Origin of the sequence: Actinoplanes sp. NPDC023714, assembly GCF_040639855.1 — a bacterium.
In the GTDB taxonomy this organism is placed as follows: domain Bacteria; phylum Actinomycetota; class Actinomycetes; order Mycobacteriales; family Micromonosporaceae; genus Actinoplanes.
Map to the genome: position 1 here is coordinate 135930 of NZ_JBFAAR010000013.1, position 19123 is coordinate 155052.

At 71.3% G+C, this 19123-nt stretch carries 12 protein-coding genes; 6 read left to right on the top strand and 6 right to left on the bottom strand.

Translation table 11 applies throughout. The features are described 5' to 3' along the window. Positions 1–58: 58 nt before the first annotated feature. The 4 genes from AB0G10_RS38570 (at position 59) to AB0G10_RS38585 (ending at position 6691) form a co-directional block, all read left to right on the top strand. Complete coding sequence (locus AB0G10_RS38570) at positions 59–2026, top strand: peptidase M6 immune inhibitor A (RefSeq protein WP_360933782.1); 1968 nt, start codon at positions 59–61, stop codon at positions 2024–2026. Between the two features lie 128 nt (positions 2027–2154). Beyond that, complete coding sequence (locus tag AB0G10_RS38575) at positions 2155–2751, top strand: MerR family transcriptional regulator (RefSeq protein WP_360933785.1); 597 nt, start codon at positions 2155–2157, stop codon at positions 2749–2751. Continuing rightward, entirely contained in the window at positions 2748–5504 is a 2757-nt protein-coding gene (locus tag AB0G10_RS38580; RefSeq protein ID WP_360933788.1) for a VIT domain-containing protein, read from the top strand. Before AB0G10_RS38575 ends, AB0G10_RS38580 begins: the two co-directional genes overlap by 4 nt. Before the next feature lie 149 nt (positions 5505–5653). Continuing rightward, positions 5654–6691, top strand: coding sequence for an RICIN domain-containing protein (locus AB0G10_RS38585; RefSeq protein WP_360933791.1), 1038 nt, complete (start codon positions 5654–5656; stop codon positions 6689–6691). Positions 6692–6780: 89 nt separating this feature from the next. Here AB0G10_RS38585 and mmsB read toward each other — a convergent pair whose 3' ends face one another. The 3 genes from mmsB to chvE form a co-directional block, all read right to left on the bottom strand. Further along, positions 6781–8010, bottom strand: a complete 1230-nt coding sequence (gene mmsB, locus AB0G10_RS38590; protein ID WP_360933794.1) for a multiple monosaccharide ABC transporter permease — start codon at positions 8008–8010, stop codon at positions 6781–6783. Continuing rightward, positions 8007–9563 (bottom strand): multiple monosaccharide ABC transporter ATP-binding protein, encoded by a 1557-nt coding sequence (gene mmsA / locus AB0G10_RS38595; protein ID WP_360933797.1) that lies wholly within the window; start codon positions 9561–9563, stop codon positions 8007–8009. The genes mmsB and mmsA overlap by 4 nt, the downstream gene beginning before the upstream one ends. Positions 9564–9663: 100 nt before the next feature. Next, positions 9664–10782 carry a multiple monosaccharide ABC transporter substrate-binding protein gene (gene chvE, locus AB0G10_RS38600; protein ID WP_360933800.1) on the bottom strand — a complete coding sequence of 373 codons (1119 nt, stop codon included), beginning with the start codon at positions 10780–10782 and terminating at the stop codon, positions 9664–9666. 363 nt (positions 10783–11145) lie between these two features. Here chvE and AB0G10_RS38605 point away from each other — a divergent pair, with 363 nt between their 5' ends. Continuing rightward, positions 11146–12342, top strand: a complete 1197-nt coding sequence (locus AB0G10_RS38605) for an ROK family protein (protein ID WP_360933803.1) — start codon at positions 11146–11148, stop codon at positions 12340–12342. 379 nt (positions 12343–12721) lie between these two features. Here the strand turns inward: AB0G10_RS38605 and AB0G10_RS38610 are convergent, their stop codons facing one another. Further along, positions 12722–13144 carry a DUF2000 domain-containing protein gene (locus tag AB0G10_RS38610; protein WP_360933806.1) on the bottom strand — a complete coding sequence of 141 codons (423 nt, stop codon included), beginning with the start codon at positions 13142–13144 and terminating at the stop codon, positions 12722–12724. A 50-nt stretch (positions 13145–13194) separates the two neighbouring features. On the opposite strand from AB0G10_RS38610, the gene AB0G10_RS38615 reads away from it, so the two are divergent. Further along, a complete protein-coding gene (locus AB0G10_RS38615; protein WP_360933809.1) occupies positions 13195–13998 on the top strand; it encodes an AraC family transcriptional regulator in 804 nt (267 codons plus the stop codon). A 155-nt stretch (positions 13999–14153) separates the two neighbouring features. Here AB0G10_RS38615 and AB0G10_RS38620 read toward each other — a convergent pair whose 3' ends face one another. Further along, positions 14154–15959, bottom strand: coding sequence for an L-lactate permease (locus tag AB0G10_RS38620; protein ID WP_360933812.1), 1806 nt, complete (start codon positions 15957–15959; stop codon positions 14154–14156). An 88-nt stretch (positions 15960–16047) separates the two neighbouring features. Further along, positions 16048–19062 carry a DUF4132 domain-containing protein gene (locus AB0G10_RS38625; protein ID WP_360933815.1) on the bottom strand — a complete coding sequence of 1005 codons (3015 nt, stop codon included), beginning with the start codon at positions 19060–19062 and terminating at the stop codon, positions 16048–16050. Positions 19063–19123 lie beyond the last annotated feature (61 nt).

Sequence of the window (19123 nt, forward strand, 5' to 3'; positions counted from 1 at the left end):
CCCGTCTCCGGCGTCCGCCTCGCCGCCGCCCTCGCCGTTCCTCTCCCCCTCCGCGGCCATGATCGGCGCGGACCCCCGGGAGATGCCGCCGCCGACCCGCCTCACGCTCGACGGGGAACCGTTGCCGCCGGCCACCTACCAGCCCCCGCCGTCGGGCCGGCGGGATCCCTCCCCCCGGCGGGCCCGGGTCGACACGCCGCCGGTGGGCACCGTGCGCAGCTGGGCCGGGCTGAACGCGGTGGAGAGCGACGTCTACCGCAAGGACTACGAACTGCGCGCGGTCGGCGAGCACATCGAGGTGTGGGTGGCGAAGGATCTCGCGTTCCCGGCCGGCGACTGCCGTGGCGCCGCCGCCACCGAGGTGACCGACGCGCAGGTCGCCGCGCTGGTGCACGAGTTCGACACGACCATCTACCCGAAGGAGACGGCCGTCTTCTCGACGCCGCCGGACCGCACCGGGGAGAAGGCCGGGATCGACGGCGACTTCACCGGCGCGGGACAGCGGACCGTCACCCTCGTCGACAACGTGCGCGACGACAACTATTTCGACTTCCCGGCGCGGCCGACGTACATCTCGGGTTTCTTCTCCGAGCAGCTCAACGAGCTATTCGACCGGAACGTGATGACCATCGACGCGTTCGACTGGGCGCACCGGATGGGCGCGGATCCGGCGAACGTGCCCACCGACGACCTCTGCACCAGCCGTCCGGCGCGGCCCTGGATGTACGAGTCGACGTTCGCCCACGAGTGGCAGCACCTGCTCAGCTACTACACCGATCCGGAAGAGGAGACCTGGGTCGACGAGGGGCTCAGCGACTACGCGCAGACCCTGACCGGGTACGTCGACTCGCACCTCGGCGTCCACCACCGCGGCTTCGATCTCCACCTCGCCTGCTACCAGGGGTTCGGCAGTGTCAAGACGGCATACAACCCGAATCCGCGGGCGTGTGACGGCCCCTCGAACTCGCTGAACCTCTGGGACGAAGGCACCCCCGACGCGGTCCTCGCCGACTACGGCATCACCTACCAGTTCATGCTCTACCTCCGGGATCGCTTCGGCACGAAGATCCTGTCCGCTCTGCACCGGGACGCGAAGCACCGTGGCCTCGACGCCGTCGCCACGGCGCTGCCCGAGGGCACCGATCTTTACGCCGTGCTGCACGACTTCCAGACGTCTTCGCTGGTGGACAAGGCGACCGACCAGCCGGACAGCGTCCTGAAGGGCGCCACCCGCGGGCAGGTCAGTGCGCCGAGCCTGCGTTCGACGATCAATCTCGGCAGTCCGGGTGCGGCGGGCGCGGCGGGCGCGCCGCCCAATGGAGCGGATTTCGTACGCCTACCGTCCGAGCTCCGCTCGGTGGCCTTCACGGGCGCGACGACGCTTCCGCCACTCCCGCTGGAATGGACCGCCGAGACCGGCCGGCTCTTCTCGGGCAACGAATCGGACACCGACGCCGTGGCGGCGCGGGTGGTCGACGTCCCGGCGAAGGACCCGGAACTGCGGTTCACCACCTCCTACACGATGGAGAAGGACTTCGACTTCGGCTATGTGACAGTGTCGGCGGACGGCGGCCGCACCTATCGCCCGCTCGCCGGCGACACGACGGTGACCGGGCCGCTCGGCGCCGCGCTCACCGGCGAGGCGTCCGGCGCGACGCTGCGGTTCGACCTGTCGGCCTATGCCGGCAAGCAGGTCGTCCTGGGCTTCCGTTACGTCAGCGACAACGCCGTCAACCTGGGCGGCTGGCGCATCTCGGACATCGCGGTGGGCGACCGGGAGATCGGCACCGCATCACTCGAGGGGTGGCGCTCGCCGACCCAGATTCGCCCGACGCCGGTGCACGCCTGGCACGTCACGCTGGTCGGGCTCGGGCGGGCCCGGGCCAAGGTCGTGCCGCTGTCGGATTTCGACCGGCTCCGGAATTATCCGAAGGTGGCGGCGATCGTCGCCTACGACGAGCCGACCGGGACGGTCGAGCAGTACGCGCCCTACGAGCTGGTGGTGAACGGCCGGACCCACTCCTGACACCTCTCTCTTCTCCTCCATCGCCTCTCCTTCTTCACTTCTCCTCCATCGCCCGTCGCGGGTCGCCCGCGGCGGGCGTTCGGCTTTCGAGCTTGACAGTGTCAGCGTGACAGTGTCAAGCTTGCGGCATGTGGACGATGGATCAGCTGGTCGAGCGGGCTCACGCGGCGCTGGCCGCGGAATACCCCGGCGCGCCCAACGGACGCGTCCGTGACCTGCCCGACCGCCGGTCGATCCGGTGGTATGCGACGATCGGCCTGGTCGACCGGCCGATCGGCACCCGCGGGCGCACCGCCCTCTACGGGCCACGTCATCTGCTGCAACTCGTCGCGATCAAGCGGCGGCAGGCGGCCGGGAAGACGCTCGCCGAGATCCAGGCGGAGCTGACCGGCGCCTCCGACGAGATCCTCGCGGCCGCGTCCCGGGTCCCCGCCGACCTGCTGACCGCCGACGGGGAGACCCCGGACACCACACCCCGGGAGCCCTTCTGGAAACAGGCGCCGGCCGTCGAGGTGCGACGGGCGCCGCCGGGTCTCGCCACCTACGACCCCGGCCCGGCCCCGCACGCCCCGCCGCTGCTCACCGGCTTCCCGCTCGGTGACGGCGTGATCCTGCTGGTGCCCGATCCACCCGCCGGCCTCGGCCGCGACGAGATCGCGGCGGCCGCCCGGCCCCTGCTCGAACTGCTCGCGTCCCGTGGGCTGACCGATGGGAGAAGTGAATGATCATCTCAGTCGACCCGATGGGCACGGCGGAGCGGGAGCGGCTCCGGGAGCAGCCCGGCGCCGGCCTCGGCACGCTCCGCACCGATCGCGGCAACCTGCCGCTCGACGTCGTCGACGTCCGCGCCTCGATCAGCGGCCTGCTCGTGCGGACCGAGCTGACCACCGAGTTCGTCAACGCGCACGACACCGCGCTCGAGGCGACCTACGTCTTCCCGCTCCCCGACCGCGCGGCCGTCACCGGCATGACCATGACCGCCGCCGACCGCACCGTCACGGCCGAGCTGCAGGAGCGCGGCGAGGCCCGCGAGCGATACGACACGGCGATCGCCGCCGGGCAGCGCGCGTCCATCGCCGAGGAGGAGCGGCCCGACGTCTTCACCATGCGGGTCGGCAACATCATGCCGGGCGAGCGGGTGACGGTCCGGCTGCGGCTGACCGGCCCGCTGCCCTACGAGGACGGCGCGGCCACCTTCCGGTTCCCGCTCGTGGTGGCGCCGCGCTACATCCCGGGCGCGCCGGTCCCCGGCCCCGCCGCCGGCGACGGCCAGCACCCCGACACCGACGCCGTGCCGGACGCGTCGCGCATCTCCCCGCCGGTGCTGCTGCCCGGCTTCCCCAACCCGCTGAAGCTGTCGATCGGCGTCGGCGTCGACCCGGCCGGCCTCGAGCTCGGCGAGGTGCGCTCCAGCCTGCACACCGTCACCCACGACGACGGGACGCTGCGGATCGAGCCGGGCGAGCGCGCCGACCGCGACTTCGTGCTGCGGCTCGCCTACGCGCCCGGGGCCGAGTCGGCCGTGGCGGTCCCGGACGAGGAGGGGGACGAGGGTACGTACCAGCTCGTGGTCCTCCCGCCGGAGACCGCGGCCCCGCCGAAGCCGAAGGACGTGGTGCTGCTGCTCGACCGCTCCGGCAGCATGGGTGGCTGGAAGATGGTGGCCGCCCGCCGCGCCGCGGCCCGCGTCATCGACACGCTCACCAGCGCCGACCGCTTCGCCGTGCTCACCTTCGACCACCACGTCGAGCGCCCCGCGGGCCTCCCCGACGGCCTGTCCGAGGCGTCCGACCGCAACCGGTACCGCGCGGTCGAGCACCTGACCCGCGCCGACGCCCGCGGCGGCACCGAGCTGCTCTCGCCGCTGACCACCGGCCTGGCGCTGCTCTCCGACAGCACCGGGCGCGACCGGGTCCTGGTGCTGGTCACCGACGGCCAGGTCGGCAACGAGGACCAGATCGTGCGCGAGGTCCGCCCGCTCATCGGGGCGACACGCGTGCACACGGTCGGCATCGACCGCGCCGTGAACGCCGGCTTCCTCGGCCGGCTCGCCGCGCTCGGCGCCGGCCGCTCCGAGCTGGTGGAGAGCGAGGACCGGCTCGACGAGGCGATGGAGCACATCCACCGGCGGATCGGCGCCCCGGTCGTCACCGGGCTCACGATCACCGGCGACGGCATCGCCCTCACCGAGGGCAGCCGCAGCCCGGCCCGGCTGCCGGGCCTCTACCCGGGCGTCCCGCTCGTCGTCACCGGCCGCTTCACCGGCACGCCGGGCGGCACCCTCACGGTGACCGGCCGCACCCGCGACGACCAAGACTTCACCACTGCCGTCGCAGTGCACCAGCGCTCCGAGCCGGCCGTCACGTCGCTCTGGGCACGGGCCCGGCTGCGTGATCTCGAGGACGCCTACGCGGCCGGCGACCACGACGTCGAGCAGGAGATCGTCAGCACGTCGCTGCGGTTCGGGGTGCTGTGCCGGTTCACCGCGTTCGTGGCGGTCGACCAGCGCGTGGTCAACGAGTCCGGCGCCACGAAGCGTGTGACCCAGCCGGTGGAGCTGCCGTCGGGCTGGGAGATGCCGGCCCCCGCCCCGGCGTCACCCGCGTTCCTGGCCGGTGCGGGGCCCGGCTCGCCGTTCGCGGCGCCGGACGCCATGGCGATGCCCGCATCCGCTCCCCCGATGCCGCCCGCGCCTCCCGGCCCGCTGCCCTCCGCCCCGCCGCCGGGTGGCCCGGCCTTCAACCCGGTCCGCGCCAAAACCGGCGACCCGAACGCCAGCGGCCCGAGGGCTGGCGGCCCGAGGGCTGGCGGCTCGAGCATTGGCGGCCCGAGCACTGGCAGCCCGGGGGCCGGCGGCCCGAACACCAGCAGCCCGCGGGCCGGCGGCCCGAACACCGGCGGCGTCATGGGCACCGCTGCGGGCGGCGGACCGCGCGGCTTCGTGTCGCCGATGGCCGCGCGTTCCCGGCGGGCCGGTGGCGCACGAGCCGGTGGAGCACAGTCCTTCGAAGACAACCGGACGACCCTGGCCGAGCTCCGCGACCTGGCCATGGTCGAGGCCGACCGCCTGCGCCAGGCGGCCGCCCTGCCCGTAGCCGACCGCCGCGACATGCTCGACGACCTGGCCAGCCGCCTGGAAGTGCTGATCGCGTCGGTGCACGCCCCCGAAGTGGACGGTCTCCGCAAGCTGGTGGAGTTGCTCGGCGGCAGCGCCTCCCTCGACGAGAAGTGGGAGGCGGCGTTGCGGGCGCTCACCGAGTTCGCAGCAAAGCCGGCTGCCGCAAGAGCGAGCGCCGCCAATCCGGGCAGCGGCGAGGCAGGCCACAGCGAGCCGAGCGGCACCAAGCCGGGCAGCGGCGAGCCAGGCCGCGCCGAGGCGGGCGGCGGCGAGGCCGGCGGCGGCGGCGAGGAGGACAACCGCGAGAAGGGCAACCGGAAGGAGGTGCCGCGGAAGGCCAAGCCTTTCTGGAAGCGCTGACGAGGAGACCGGGCCGGAGACCAGAGCAGCTCCGGCCGGCCCCGGCCCCACCAGGCATCGGCGGGAATGGACGGATGCTCCCCCGCACATCGCGGCCCGGGCGGGTAAGTTGGTTCACCGATGTGCCTGACCGGGGGGTGGCGTAGTCAGTGAGTTCGGTAGGCGGGAACGGCGGCGACGAGCGGGATCCGCTGCTGGTTCGTCCGTTCGTGCTGCAGGACGACGAACCGCGTGAGGATGCCCCGTCCGCGGCCACCTGGCCGGAGGGCCCGAAACACGAGGCGCCGACACAGGTGCTGCCGGCCGTTCCGAGCGCCCCGCCGCAACCGCGGACCCGGGGCCGGAGCCGCCGGCCGCACCGCCCGGCGCTGCTGATCGGGGCGGGGGTCGCCGCGGTGCTGGCCGTGGCGGGCTACACCATCGTGCGCCCGGCGCTGCGGCCCGCGGTGTCGACCTCGCTGCCCGACCAGTCGCTGCCGGTGGTCACCGGCCCGGGCCTGCCGTCGAGCACCCCGGACCCCGGCGACCAAGCCGGCGGGACGGCGAACGGCGGCGCAGCCAGCGGTGGCGACGCGAACGGCGGGGCAGCGAACGGCGGGGCGGCGAACGGCGGCGACGCGCAGGACACGAACGGCGCCGGCGACGGGCCGAGCGCCGGCGCGAGTGGGTCCGCCGGGAGCAGCCCCGGCCGGGAGGAGCGCGCCGCGGCCACGACCACGCCGGCCACCCCGCCGGCGGCCGGTACGGCGACGACCGTTCCGGCCACGAAGACCGCGACGGCACCGGCCGGCCTGGTCCCGCCCTCGCCGCTGGTGAGCCTCGAAGGCGCCCTGGTCAGCGGCAACGGGCTCTGCCTCGACCTGCAGGGCGGCGACGCCGGCGACGGGCGGGAGGTGCACGTCGACGACTGCAACGGCACGAGCCCGCAGCGCTGGCAGCTCAACGGCGACCGGACCCTCGAGGTTCTGGACATGTGCGCCTACATGGTCGGCGACAGCACCGTCGAGCTGATCCGCTGCGACACCCGCAACCCCGCGCAGTGGTCGATCAACCGGGAGAACGGCCAGGTCACCAACGCGGCGAACGGCCAGTGCCTCACCGACCCGTTCTTCGGCGGCCGGCCCGGCAATCGGGTCGTCGTCGCGCGGTGCACCGGCCTCAACAACCAGCGCTGGACGTTCAGATAGCAGCAGCGCCGACCGGCGAGAAGCCGATCGGCGCTGCTGAAGAAGCTGCTGGAAACGCTGCCTGAGAAAGCCGCGTGGGAAGAACAGACCTACTTCGTCCGCCGCTTGTTCAGGAAGTCGAACGCGACGGCGGCGATCAGCACCAGACCCTTGATCGTCTGCTGCCACGCCGGGTCGACGTTCATGATCGACAGGCCCATGTTGAGCACGCCCATGATGAGCGCGCCGAGGATGGCGCCCGTGATCTTGCCGACGCCGCCGTTGACGGCGGTGCCACCGATGAAGGCGGCCGCGATCGCGTCGAGCTCGAAGTTGCTGCCGGCGGCGGCGACCGCGGCGCCGGCCCGGGAGGTGGTGACCACGGCGGCGATACCGGCGAGCAGGCCCATGTTCACGAAGAGCATGAAGTTGACCCGCTTGGTCTTCACACCGCTGAGCATCGCGGCGGGCAGGTTGCCGCCCATCGCGTAGATGTGCCGGCCGAAGATCGTGTTGTTCATGACGAACGTGTAGATCAGGACCAGCGCGCCCACGATGATCAGCACGATCGGGGTGCCGCCGGCGCTCTTGGCGAGCAGGTAGGTGATGTACCCGATCGCCGCGACGGAGAGGACGATCTTGCCGATGAACGCGGCGAAAGGCTCCGTACGCAGATCGTTCTTGACAAGCTCGTGGCGGGTGCGGATCTGGCTGACCGCCAGGCCGACGATCGCGACGATGCCGATCAGCACGGTGAGGCCGTCGAGGTCGGCGAGGAAGCCGAGCGCGTTCGGCAGCGAGCCGTTGCTGATGTCGTTGAAGCCGCTGGGCAGGCCGGAGACCGTGGTGCCGACCAGGACGATCGCCAGACCGCGGAAGATCAGCTGACCGCCGAGCGTCACGATGAACGCGGGGATGCCGACGTAGGCGACCCAGAAGCCCTGCCACATGCCGACGACGCCGCCGACCAGGACCGAGAGGACCACGGCGAGCAGCCACGGCACGTTGTGATCGGTGATCAGCAGGGCGCTGATGCCGCCGATGAAGGCCACCACCGAACCGACCGAGAGGTCGATGTGGCCGGCCACAATGATCATGACCATGCCGATGGTCAGGATGAAGACGTACGCGTTCTGCTGGATCAGCGCGGCGACGTTGTTCGGGTACAGCAGCTTGCCGTCGGTCAGGATCTGGAACAGCGCGACGATCACGACGAGCGCGATCAGGATGCCGTACTGACCGATGTTCTGGCCGAGGTAGGCCTTCAGCGATCCGCTGTCGTTCTTCTTGCTGGGCTCCGGCTGTGCCGTCGGCTGCGCCAGCGTGGTGGAAGCGCTCACCGCGTTGCTCCGCTCTTCTCCTGGGTCATGTAACGCATGAGGCTCTCCTGGGTGGCCTCTGCGCGGGGGATCTGTCCGGTGACTCGACCCTGGCTCATCGCGTAGATCCGGTCACAGATGCCGAGCAGCTCGGGCAGCTCGGAGGAGATCACGATGACGGCCTTGCCGGAGTCGGCAAGCTTGTTGATGATCTCGTAGATCTCGAACTTGGCGCCGACGTCGATGCCCCGGGTGGGCTCGTCGAGAATCAGCACCTCGGGCTCGGTGAAGAGCCACTTGCTGAGGACGACCTTCTGCTGGTTGCCGCCGGACAGCTTGCCGACCACGGCGTCGACGCTGTTCGCCTTGGTCTTCATGTCCTTGCGGAACCGCTCGGCCCAGGTGATCTCCTGCGCGCCGTCGACGACGCCCAGCTTGGAGATCCGCTTGAGGTTGGCCGAGGTGGTGTTGCGCTTGATGTCCTCGATGAGGTTGAGGCCGAAGTGCTTGCGGTCCTCGGTCGCGTACGCGAGGCCGTGCTCGATCGCGGCGTCGACCGTCTTGACCGAGATCTCCTTACCGTGCAGGAAGACCTTGCCGGAGATGTTCGTGCCGTAGCTGCGCCCGAAGATGCTCATCGCGAGCTCGGTGCGGCCGGCGCCCATCAGGCCGGCGATGCCGACGATCTCGCCGGCGCGGACGTCGAGGTTGGCGGCGTCCACCACGACCCGGGACGGGTCGTTCGGGTGGTGCACGGTCCAGTTCTCGACCCGCAGGACCTCGTCGCCGATCGTCGGCGTGTGCTCGGGGTAGCGGTGGGCCAGGTCGCGGCCGACCATCCCGCGGATGATGCGGTCCTCGGTGACCGGCTCCGCCCCGTGCATGTCGAGGGTCTCGATGCTCTGACCGTCGCGGATGATCGTCGTGCTGTCGGCGATCGCCGCGATCTCGTTCAGCTTGTGCGAGATGATGATCGACGTGATGCCCTGGTCCCGCAGGTGCCGGAGCAGGTCGAGCAGGTGCGCGCTGTCCTCGTCGTTGAGCGCCGCGGTGGGCTCGTCGAGGATGAGCAGCTTCACCTTCTTGGAGAGCGCCTTGGCGATCTCGACGAGCTGCTGCTTGCCGACGCCGATGTCCAGGATCTTGGTGTCGGGCGCCTCGTTCAGGCCGACGCGGGCGAGCAGCTCGGCCGCCTGCTTGTTGGTCTGCGCCCAGTTGATGACGCCGCCCTTGGCCCGCTCGTTGCCGAGGAAGATGTTCTCGGCGATCGAAAGGTAGGGGCTCAGCGCCAGTTCCTGGTGGATGATGACGATGCCGAGGTCCTCGGAGTCGCGCACCGTCTTGAAACGGCCGACCTCGCCCTCGAAGACGATGTCGCCCTCGTAGGTGCCGAAGGGGTAGACGCCGCTGAGCACCTTCATCAGCGTCGACTTGCCCGCGCCGTTCTCGCCGCAAATGGCGTGAACCTCCCCGCGCGCCACGCTCAGCGTGACATCCGAGAGCGCCTTGACGCCCGGGAAGGTCTTCGTGATGCCCCTCATCTCCAGGATCGGGGTCTTGTCGTCGTTGGCCATCACAACTCGCTTGCTGTAGGGGGGTCGGACCGGGGCCTTGGCCAGGCCTGCCCCTCGCGGGGCAGACCCGGCCGGTCCCAGCAAGAGCTGAGGGGCGTGCTTACAGGCCGAGCTTGTCGGCGGTGTAGAAGCCGGACTCGACGAGCTTCGTCTTCACGTCGTCCTTGGTGACGACGACCGGCGGGAGGAGGTACGAGGGAACGACCTTGACACCGTTGTTGTAGGTGGTGGTGTCGTTCGTCTCGACGGTCTCGCCCTTGACGATCTGGTCGACCATCTTCGAGACCTGCTCACCCAGGGTGCGGGTGTCCTTCCAGACCGTCATCGACTGCTTGTCGGCCAGGATGTTCTTGACGTTCGCCAGGTCGGCGTCCTGACCGGTGATGATCGGCCAGTCGGTGCCCGGCTTGTAGCCCTGCGACTCGAGCGACTGCTCGATGCCCAGCGCCAGCGAGTCGTTCGGGGAGAGAACGACGTCGACCTTCTTGCCGCCCGTGTAGTACGAGTTCAGGCGGTTGTCCATCTCGGCCTGGGCCTTCTGCGAGGTCCAGCCGTCGATCGACACGTTCTTCCAGTCGTCGTTCGACGCCAGCTTCTTGCCGGACGGGATGACCAGCTTCTTGCTGTCGACGTACGGCTTGAGGACGTCCCACGCGCCGGAGAAGAAGAACTTGGCGTTGTTGTCGTCCGACGAGCCGGAGAAGGGCTCGAGGTTGAACGGGCCCTTGCCGTCCTTGAGGCCCAGCTTGTCCACGATGAACTCACCCTGGAGCTTGCCGACCTGGTAGTTGTCGAAGGTCGCGTAGTAGTCGACGTTCTGCGTCGAGTTGATCAGGCGGTCGTACGCGATGACCTTGATGTTCTGCTGCGCGGCCTTGTCCAGGACCGGGCCGAGCGCGGTGCCGTCGATCGACGCGATCACCAGAACCTTCGGGTTCTGGTTGATCATGTTCTGGATCTGCGTGATCTGCTGGTCGACCTTATTGTCCGCGTACTGCAGCGAGGTCTCGTAGCCGGCCTTCTTGAGCAGCCCGTCAAGGTACGTGCCGTCGTTGTTCCAGCGCTCGAGGCTCTTGGTCGGCATCGCGATGCCGATCAGGTTGCTCGAGCCGCCGCCCGAGCTGGAGCTGTCCTCGTCGCGAGTGCTGCTGCAACCCGACGCCGCGGCCAGAGTCGCGGCCATGGTGACCGCCGCGAGGACCCGGAAGTTCTTGGACACCTCGACGTCTCCTTTCGTATCGGGCCCGCAGCGATGCGGGCCGACTGTGATACCGGCAGGCCGATGACCGCCGGAGTCTGTTTTGTTTGTGCGAACAACATACGCTCAAATGATCATGTTGCGCGCGGGTGACCGTAACGGCTCCGTAACACTCGCTGTGAGCGACGCCTCCAAATGTAGATCCGCGATCACGCTCAATACCTGCGCAAACGGGGACCAACTTATGAGGGCTTCAGCACCTTGACAGCACGGCCCGTCACGGGGTGCGGGCCATAGTATTTGTTGCCGATGCCGACTAATGCGGCGAGGGGTGGTCGGGTACGGACCGCTATCGTGGCGGCACACAGCGCACAAGGAGCGGTGATGAAGGCCGTCAATCCACGAGCCGCGCACCTCGGCCTGGCCATGCGGTGCGTCGCCGAGCAGGCCGGGGCGATCTCCCGCGCCGGCATCTCCGCGGCGACCGGCCTGAACCGCTCGACCGCCTCCTCGCTGATCGACGAGCTGCTGGCCGGCGGCCTGGTCCGCGAGGTCGGCGCGACGACACGGAGCCAGCGGGCCGGCCGCCCCGGCACGGCGCTCGGCCTGCGCGACGACGGCCCGGCCGGGCTCGGCATCGACGTGAACGTCGACTACACCGCGGTCTGCGTGGTCGACCTGACCGGCGCGGTCCGCTACAAGCACGTGGTCGCCGAGGACCAGCGCGGCCAGGGCACCCGCGAGGTGCTCGACCGGATCGCCCGGCTGGCCCGCGGCGCGCAGAACGCGGCGGAGGCCGACGGCCTGGTCCTCTGCGGCAGCGCGGTCGCGGTGCCCGGCATCGTCGACCGGCGCAGCGCCAGCGTCACCCTCGCGCCGAACCTCGGCTGGCACGACCTCGACGTCGCCGAGGTGCTGCCCGCCGACGTGCACGGCGAGCGGGCCATCCTCGACAACGAGGCGAACTTCGCGGCGCTCTCCGAGGAGGAGCTGATCCGCGCCGGCGCGAGCTACCTCTACGTCAGCGGCCAGATCGGCGTCGGCGCCGGCATCGTGCTCGACGGCAGGCTCTACCGCGGCGCGCACGGCTGGAGCGGCGAGATCGGCCACCTCACGATCGACCGCGACGGCCCGGAGTGCCCCTGCGGCCGCCGGGGCTGCCTCGAGCGCTACGCCGGGCACGAGGCGATCCTGCGCGCCGCCAACATCATGTCCGGCGCCGGCACCACGCTGGGCGTCAGCCCGACCGCGGACCTCATCGCCGAGCGCGCCCGATCCGGCGACTCCTGCACCCTCGCCGCACTCGCCAAAGCGGGACAAACCCTTGGTTTCGCCCTCGCCGGCTGCCTCAACCTGCTCGACGTCGGCACGATCGTGCTCGGCGGCATCTACCGCGACCTCGCCCCGTGGATCGGCCCCGAGGTGCAGCGCGAGGTCCGGGCCCAGTTCGTCGGCGCACGCTGGGCACGCCCCGAGGTCCGCGCCTCCACCTACGGCGCCGAGGCCCCCGCGCTGGGAGCCGCACGCTCCGTGGTCCGCGACATCATCAACGACCCGTCCCGCTGGCTCGCCCGCCTCTGACCCGGCTCGCGTCACCAGCAGTTTTCCCAGCTCACAGCGATGTCCCGGCCCACCCTGGGGCCGGGACATCCGCGATGCCGAGACAACCGTCACAGCATGCTATTCGGCAGCTATCCGGCAAATCCGAGTATTTCGGTTATGCCCAAAACCCCCCGGCTTGCCGCCGGCTTCCTGCCGGGTCCTTCCCCTTCCCCTGTACGCCGTCAGCACCGTGGCCGCACCGCCCCCGCAACCGTGCCCCGTCCCGGGCCGGCGCCTCACCCCCGCGCCACCCGGTCAGCGTCCCTCCGGCCAGCGCCCCTCCTGGCAGCACCCCTCCTGGCAGCACCCCTCCTGGCAGCGCTTTCCCGGTCAGCGCTTTCGAGTCAGCGCTTTCCGGTCAGCGATGCAGGGCGGCGCCCTTGACGATCTTGTCGACCGCGACGCGGGGGCCGTGCACGGCCAGTCCCACCAGGTCGAGTTGCGCCGTGGCGACGGCCCGGACGGCGGCCCGGTTGTCGGCGTCGTTGCCGGTCGCGAACAGGTCGGCCGTGAAGATCGAGAGACGGACGTCCCGGGCCAGCGCCCGCTCGTGCGCCGCGGTCAGCGTCTCCTTGCCGCCCTCGAACACCAGCACCGGCTGCCGGAACATCGGCAGATACGTCACGTCACCGCCGTCCACGTACGGCTCCCCGATCACCTCGGGCTCGGCCGTCCCGAGCCCGCTGACCAGGAAGGCGGTGACGTTGAGGCGCTGCCACACCGGCAGGTCGTCGCGGAGCAGAACAGCGATCTTCGTGGCGAAGCGCAGCGGAGTATTCATGCCCCCGATCGTCGGGCACCCCCGGCCACCAGGTCTTGTACGATTTTGACGTGCCCCGGCCCGGCGACCCCCTCCCGGCCGGCCATCGGATCGAGGCCTGGCGCCCGCCGCTCGCCGGCGTCGTCGAGGTGCTGCACGCCCGCTTCGGCGATCACGGCTATCCGATGCACGCCCACGACGCCTGGACCGTCCTGCTCGTCGACGACGGCGCGGTCCGCTACGACCTGGACCGGCACGAGCGCGGCGCCTACGGCGACCTGGTCACGATCCTCCCGCCGAAGGTTCCGCACAACGGCGTCGCGGCCGGCCCGCACGGATTCCGCAAACGCGTCCTCTACCTCGAGCCCGCCCTGCTGCCGGAACGCCTGATCGGCGCCTCGGTGGACACCCCGGCCATCACCGACCGTCACCTCCACGGGCTGATTTCGGAGGTGCACCGCTTCCTTCGTACCCATGACGAAGCCGCCGCCGAAGATCTCCTGGCCCTCGCCGTGGAAAGCCTGCGCACCCACCTGGGCGATCCCGCCGCACCCGGCCCGCCCGGCCGCGACGCCGCGCGCGACCTCCGTGACCTGCTCGAACAGAACATCGTCGACGGCCTGCCGCTGAGCACCGCCGCCGCCGAGCTGCACTTCGCCCCGGCCCACCTGGTCCGCTCGTTCCGCCGCGAGTTCGGCATGACCCCGCACCAGTACGTGATCTCCCGCCGCGTGGACCTGGCCCGCCGCCTGATCCTTTCCGGCCAGCCCTTGCAGGTCGTGGCGACCGACGCCGGCTTCTACGACCAGCCCCACCTGACCCGCCACTTCAAGCGGATCCTGGGCATCCCGCCGAGCCGCTTCCACCGCCCCTGACGAGCACCGTCACCGCCGGCACCCGCGCAAAACCGTCCACCGACCCTTCGCGGCGACTCCCCCGCCCGCCTTCGCGGCGACTCCCCCGTCGGCCTTCGTGGCGGCTCCCGCCTAGCCGGAGCAGCCGCCCACCGGATCCGGCACGGCACCATCCATCACGGCACCATCCAGTCGAGCACCGGCGTGCCCTGCAACGTGACCAGCACGCACATGAACAGCAGCAGCACCAGGCTCCAGCCGACCACCCGCCGGAAGAGATCGCCCTCCTTGCCGGCCATGCCCACGGCCGCCGCCGCGATCGCCAGGTTCTGCGGGCTGATCATCTTGCCGAGTACGCCGCCCGACGAGTTCGCGGCGGCCAGCAGCACCGGGTCGAGCCCGGCCTTGACCGCGGTCTGCACCTGGAGGGCCCCGAACAGCGCGTTGGACGACGTATCCGAACCGGTCACCGCCACACCGATCCACCCGAGGATCGACGACAGGAACAGGAACACCCCGCCCGCCGCCGCGAACAGCTCACCCAGCGTGTTGGTCTGCCCGGACTGGTTCAGCACGTACGCCAGCGCCAGCACCGCCATGACCGTGACGATCGCGTGCCGCAGCTCGACATACGTGCGCACGTAGGCCCGGAACGCCGCCCGCGGCCCGATCCGCAGCACCACGGCCGTCAGGATCCCGGCGAGGATCATCAGGGTGCCGGCCGCCGGCAGCCACCCGAACGTGAACTTCGTCGACGCGAGCGGCTGCCCGTTCGCCCCGAGCACGTCGAGCCCCGGCCACGCGAAGACCACGGTCCACGGCTCCTCGGCGAGCGCCTCCTTGATCGGCCCGAGGTTCGCGATCGAGAAGATGGCGATGATGATCAGATAGGGCGCGTAGGCCCGGATCACCTCCCCCGGCGGATCATGCTGAACCGCCGTGGCGCTGCGGGCGGGCACCCCCTGCCGGCCGTCCGAAGCCGCGCCACCGGGCGAAGCACCGCCGACCGGCGAAGCGCCGCCAACGGACGGAGCCGCGCCACCAGGCGGAGCCCCACCGGCGGACGAGACGGAACTATCGGGCGAACCGGCGGCACCACCCTCCGCTTCGCCCACGGACGCGTGCAGATCCGGTGACTCGGCGGGCCGCCACATCCGCAGCAGCAGAACCACCGCGGCGGCCGAGGCCAGCGAGGCGATGATGTCGGTCAACGGCACCGAGACGTAGTTGGACGCCACGAACTGCCCCAGCCCGAACACCAGGCCCGCGACCACCGCGGCCGGCCAGGTCTGCCGCACCCCGCGCCGGCCGTCGACCACCGCCACCAGCACGAGCGGGACGATCACCGCGAGGATCGGGGTCTGCCGGCCCACCATGGCGCCCAGCGTGTCCGTGGTGAGCCGCGGGTCCGCGACCGCCCCGGACGTGACGGTGCCGAGGGTGACGATCGGCGTGGCGAGCGCGCCGTACGCGACCGGCGCCGTGTTGGCGATCAGCGCCACGGCCGCCGCGCGCATCGGGCGGAACCCGAGCGCCATCAGCATGACCACGGTGACGGCGACCGGCGTGCCGAACCCGGCGAGCGCCTCCAGCAGCGCCCCGAAGCAGAACGCCACGATGATCGCCTGGATCCGCATGTCCGGGCTGACCCGTTCCATCGAGCGCCGCAGCACGTCGAAGTGCCCGCTCACCACGGTCAGGTTGTAGACCCAGATGGCGTTGATGACGATCCACAGGATCGGGAAGAACCCGAACGCCGCACCCTCGGTGGCCGACAGGAGCGCCTGCCCGACCGGCATCGAGTACACCGCGACCGCCACGATCAGCGCCACGGCCAGCGAGATCAGCCCGGCCAGCCAGGCCCGCATCCGGAGCACGCCGAGCAGCAGGAAGAGCGTGAGCAACGAGAGCGACGCGAATATCGCCGAGAGCGCGACCGAGTCGGCCACCGGGTCGGTCACGATCCTGAACTGTTCGAACATGAGAACCATCCAGAGTTATCGATCTCCTAAGCGGCAATCTAGTCCTCTCCGGGTGAAGCGCAACACCGAGCCGTACCGATCAAGCAGGTCACGAGGCCAGGAACCGCACGTCCCGGATCACCTCCGAGAGCCCCACCGGACTCAGGGCGGCCAGTGACCCGTCCGGCGCGATCCGGACCTCCCCCAGCCGCCGGGGAGCATCGGGGTCGTGCCAGTCGTAGCCGGGCTCGAACCCGATCGTCACGCGGCGGCCGCCCGGCCAGTCCCGGACCAGCTCGCCGTGCCCGGCGCCGACCCGCCACCCCCGGGCACCCAGCACGAACAGCCTGCTCCCCGGAACCTCCGCCCCGGCCGGCGGCAGTGGATCGCCCTCGGTGAACAGCTCCCGGCCCACCTGGGCGAACGGCTGGATCACCGCGTGCTCGGCCAGCACCGCGGCCCACGCCTCCCGGTCGGCCGCGAAGTGCCACGGATGAGCCACGCCCACGGTCGCCGCCGGGTCCAGCCTCCACTCCTTGCCGTCCCGGTCGGCGAGATTCCCATCCCGGGCGACCCGGAAGACCGCCGAGCTCCCGTCCTCGCCGAAGGCGACCCACAGCAGACGCCGGGTCAGCGACCCCGTGACCGGATGCCGCACCAGCAACGGCGTGAACTCCTCCGCCGGCCACCGCCGGCCGGTGGCCATCGCCTCCTCCAGGGCTCGGATGCGCTCGGCCGCGACGGCCTTCAGCTCCTTCCGGAACGCCGCGAACCGCGACGAGGCGGTCCCGGGCAGGCGTGACAACCGCTTGCCCGCCGCGTCGGTGATCACCGGCCGGAGCTGGTCGTCGACGGTCACGGAGTATCGGTGCGGGCCGTCGCCGAGCTCGAGCCGCCCGTACTCGTCAAGCCCGAGCGTGGGCACGAGCCGGTCGGCCAGCTGCTCGGGACGCAGGCCGCGTGCCTCGGCCGCCCCGGCCAGCCGCTCCGCCGCGAGCCGCCGGAAACCCTTGGTCCGCGCCGTACGCGACAGCCGCTCCAGACTCGCGAGAGCCCCGCCGGTGCCGATGGCGGCCAGCACGTCCATGCCGGTGCGCACCCGCATGCTGCTGGTCGCCCACTCCGGGAACAGCGCGGTCAGCCGGCCCACGACATCGTCGTCCCCGAGCAGCGCGAGCGCGACCATCCCGAGGCTGCTGCGCGCCGGGTACCCGGCCGCCTTCCACTGCTCGAAGATCGCCCACGCGAACCGGGCCGCCGCCCCCTCCTCCGCGATCTCCCGCACCTCGGCGATCCCGGCCCGCGCCTCCCCGATGGCCGACGCCGCCAGCAGCTCACAGAGCCGCCACACCGCCGCATCCGAGAGCCGCTCCCTCCCCGGCGCCACATCTGAAAGTCGCTCATCCGAAGACGCCGCATCCCGCAACCGGATCGCCGGCAGGGCGGGCACCACCAGCCACTCCGGCAGTTCCCTCGGCTGCCCACCGGCCAGGAACGGCGGCGTCACGCCCTCCCCCGATTCCACCGAACGGCCGCCGGCCCGCGACCTCACCACCACGAGCGCCGCCCGCTGCGCCTCGCCGAGAGTCCCGGGATCGAGCGTGAAGACCACTTCGGGGTACGCCCGTGCGTGCTCCCGCAGCAGCGCATCCACGGTCTCGCCGTCGCCGGCCCGGGCCAGCAGCACCCTCAGCAGCAGCGCCGGGTCACGCTTGCCGGCCCTCAGCAGTTCCGGCCGGACATATCGACGATCGATCCGGTCGGCCAGCAGGCCCAGCGCCTCCTCGGTCGGGATCGCGGCGAGCGCCGCCACCGCCCGTCTCTCGTCGGCGGCGCTGTCGAAGATCCTCCGCTTCGCGGGCGCGTCCAGCATCGCGGCCCACGCCCGGCCGATCCCGGCCCCGCCGCTCGCCACGATCTCCGCACAGCGGGCGCGGACCGCGGGCGGCAGCCGGTCGGCGACGGCGGGCAGCAGCCGGGGCTCGCCGAGCAGCACTCCCCCGAGAAGGTCCTGCCACAGGTCCGACTCCCCGCACGCCGCCAGCTCGGCGAGAACCCGCAGCGACCGCACCGGATAGCGGCTCAGCACTTTGGACGCGAACAGCGCCCCGGGCCGCGAGCGCTCGTCCGTGATCAGCCCCTGGCACAGCACGAGCATCGCGTCGTCGGTCGGGATCACCGGCAGCACGCTCAGCGCCAGCGGCCCGATCCGCCCCTCGAGGCCGTGGCGGGCGCCATGGTCGTGCAGCCCGAGCGCCTCCCGATAGAAGGGCTCGAAGATCATGGGTACGGCGGCCGGCCCCACTCCGTCGAGGACCGTGGCGACCTCGCCGAGCCGTGGATGGGAGAACAGCGCCGGACTCGCCACGTCACGCAGCCGGTCCAGGTGACGGGTCGAGCTCGCGGCGAGCAGCAGGATCCCGCACAGTCTCCGGTGATCGCCCCATTCGAGATCGGGACCGCCGCCGTCGTCGTCCCGCCAGCCGGCGGCGGCCGCGCAGTCCGCGTCCACCCAGTCGGCCCTGGTCGGCATCAGGTAGGACGCGACGATCCTCCCGATCGGGGACGTCCGATATCCGGCGAGAACGCGGCCGGCCCCCTCGTACGCATCATCAGCCGCCGCCGCAAGATGCGGCCGCACCGCTCTGGCCATGGCGTAGAAGGCCGTCAGATCATCCCCGCGCCACCAGCGCTGGTAGGTCTTCTCAGCCTCCGGATCGACCGTCCACAGCGACCGCCCGGCGATCAGAACCGCCATCTCACCGATCACCGCCGCCGCGAACACGACCCCGGCCGAGGCCCACACGCGCGCGTAGAAATGTGCGGTCTCCTCACCGCGCCCGCCGATCAGCGCCGCGACCGCCGCGGCCCGGGCACTGCCACCCACCTGAGGGTCGGCCAGCCACTGCTCCCCCTCACTCAGCAGCCCCGGATCGAAGATCACGTCCCGCTCGGCGATCCGCTGCCGCGACGTGACCGTGCGCGCGTCCTCCTGAATCGCGCACAGCATGGCCACGGCCTCGGCCGGAATCTCCGGAGCCGCGACCCCGGCCCCACCTCGTCGAGGATGCAGGCCGGCGCGCCACGCCTCGGGCAGGACCCAGGCGTCCTCGTCTGCAAGCACGCTCTCTCCTCACCGTCGCGTATGGACGCCCGGAACGCTAAAGCAGGGGTACGACAGAATT

Coding starts and splice junctions, on each gene's coding strand:
- AB0G10_RS38570 (WP_360933782.1), top strand. CDS start 59: ATGATCGGCGCGGACCCCCGGGAGATGCCGCCGCCGACCCGCCTCACG.
- AB0G10_RS38605 (WP_360933803.1), top strand. CDS start 11,146: ATGAAGGCCGTCAATCCACGAGCCGCGCACCTCGGCCTGGCCATGCGG.
- AB0G10_RS38575 (WP_360933785.1), top strand. CDS start 2,155: ATGTGGACGATGGATCAGCTGGTCGAGCGGGCTCACGCGGCGCTGGCC.
- AB0G10_RS38610 (WP_360933806.1), bottom strand. CDS start 13,144: ATGAATACTCCGCTGCGCTTCGCCACGAAGATCGCTGTTCTGCTCCGC.
- AB0G10_RS38580 (WP_360933788.1), top strand. CDS start 2,748: ATGATCATCTCAGTCGACCCGATGGGCACGGCGGAGCGGGAGCGGCTC.
- AB0G10_RS38620 (WP_360933812.1), bottom strand. CDS start 15,959: ATGTTCGAACAGTTCAGGATCGTGACCGACCCGGTGGCCGACTCGGTC.
- mmsA (WP_360933797.1), bottom strand. CDS start 9,563: ATGGCCAACGACGACAAGACCCCGATCCTGGAGATGAGGGGCATCACG.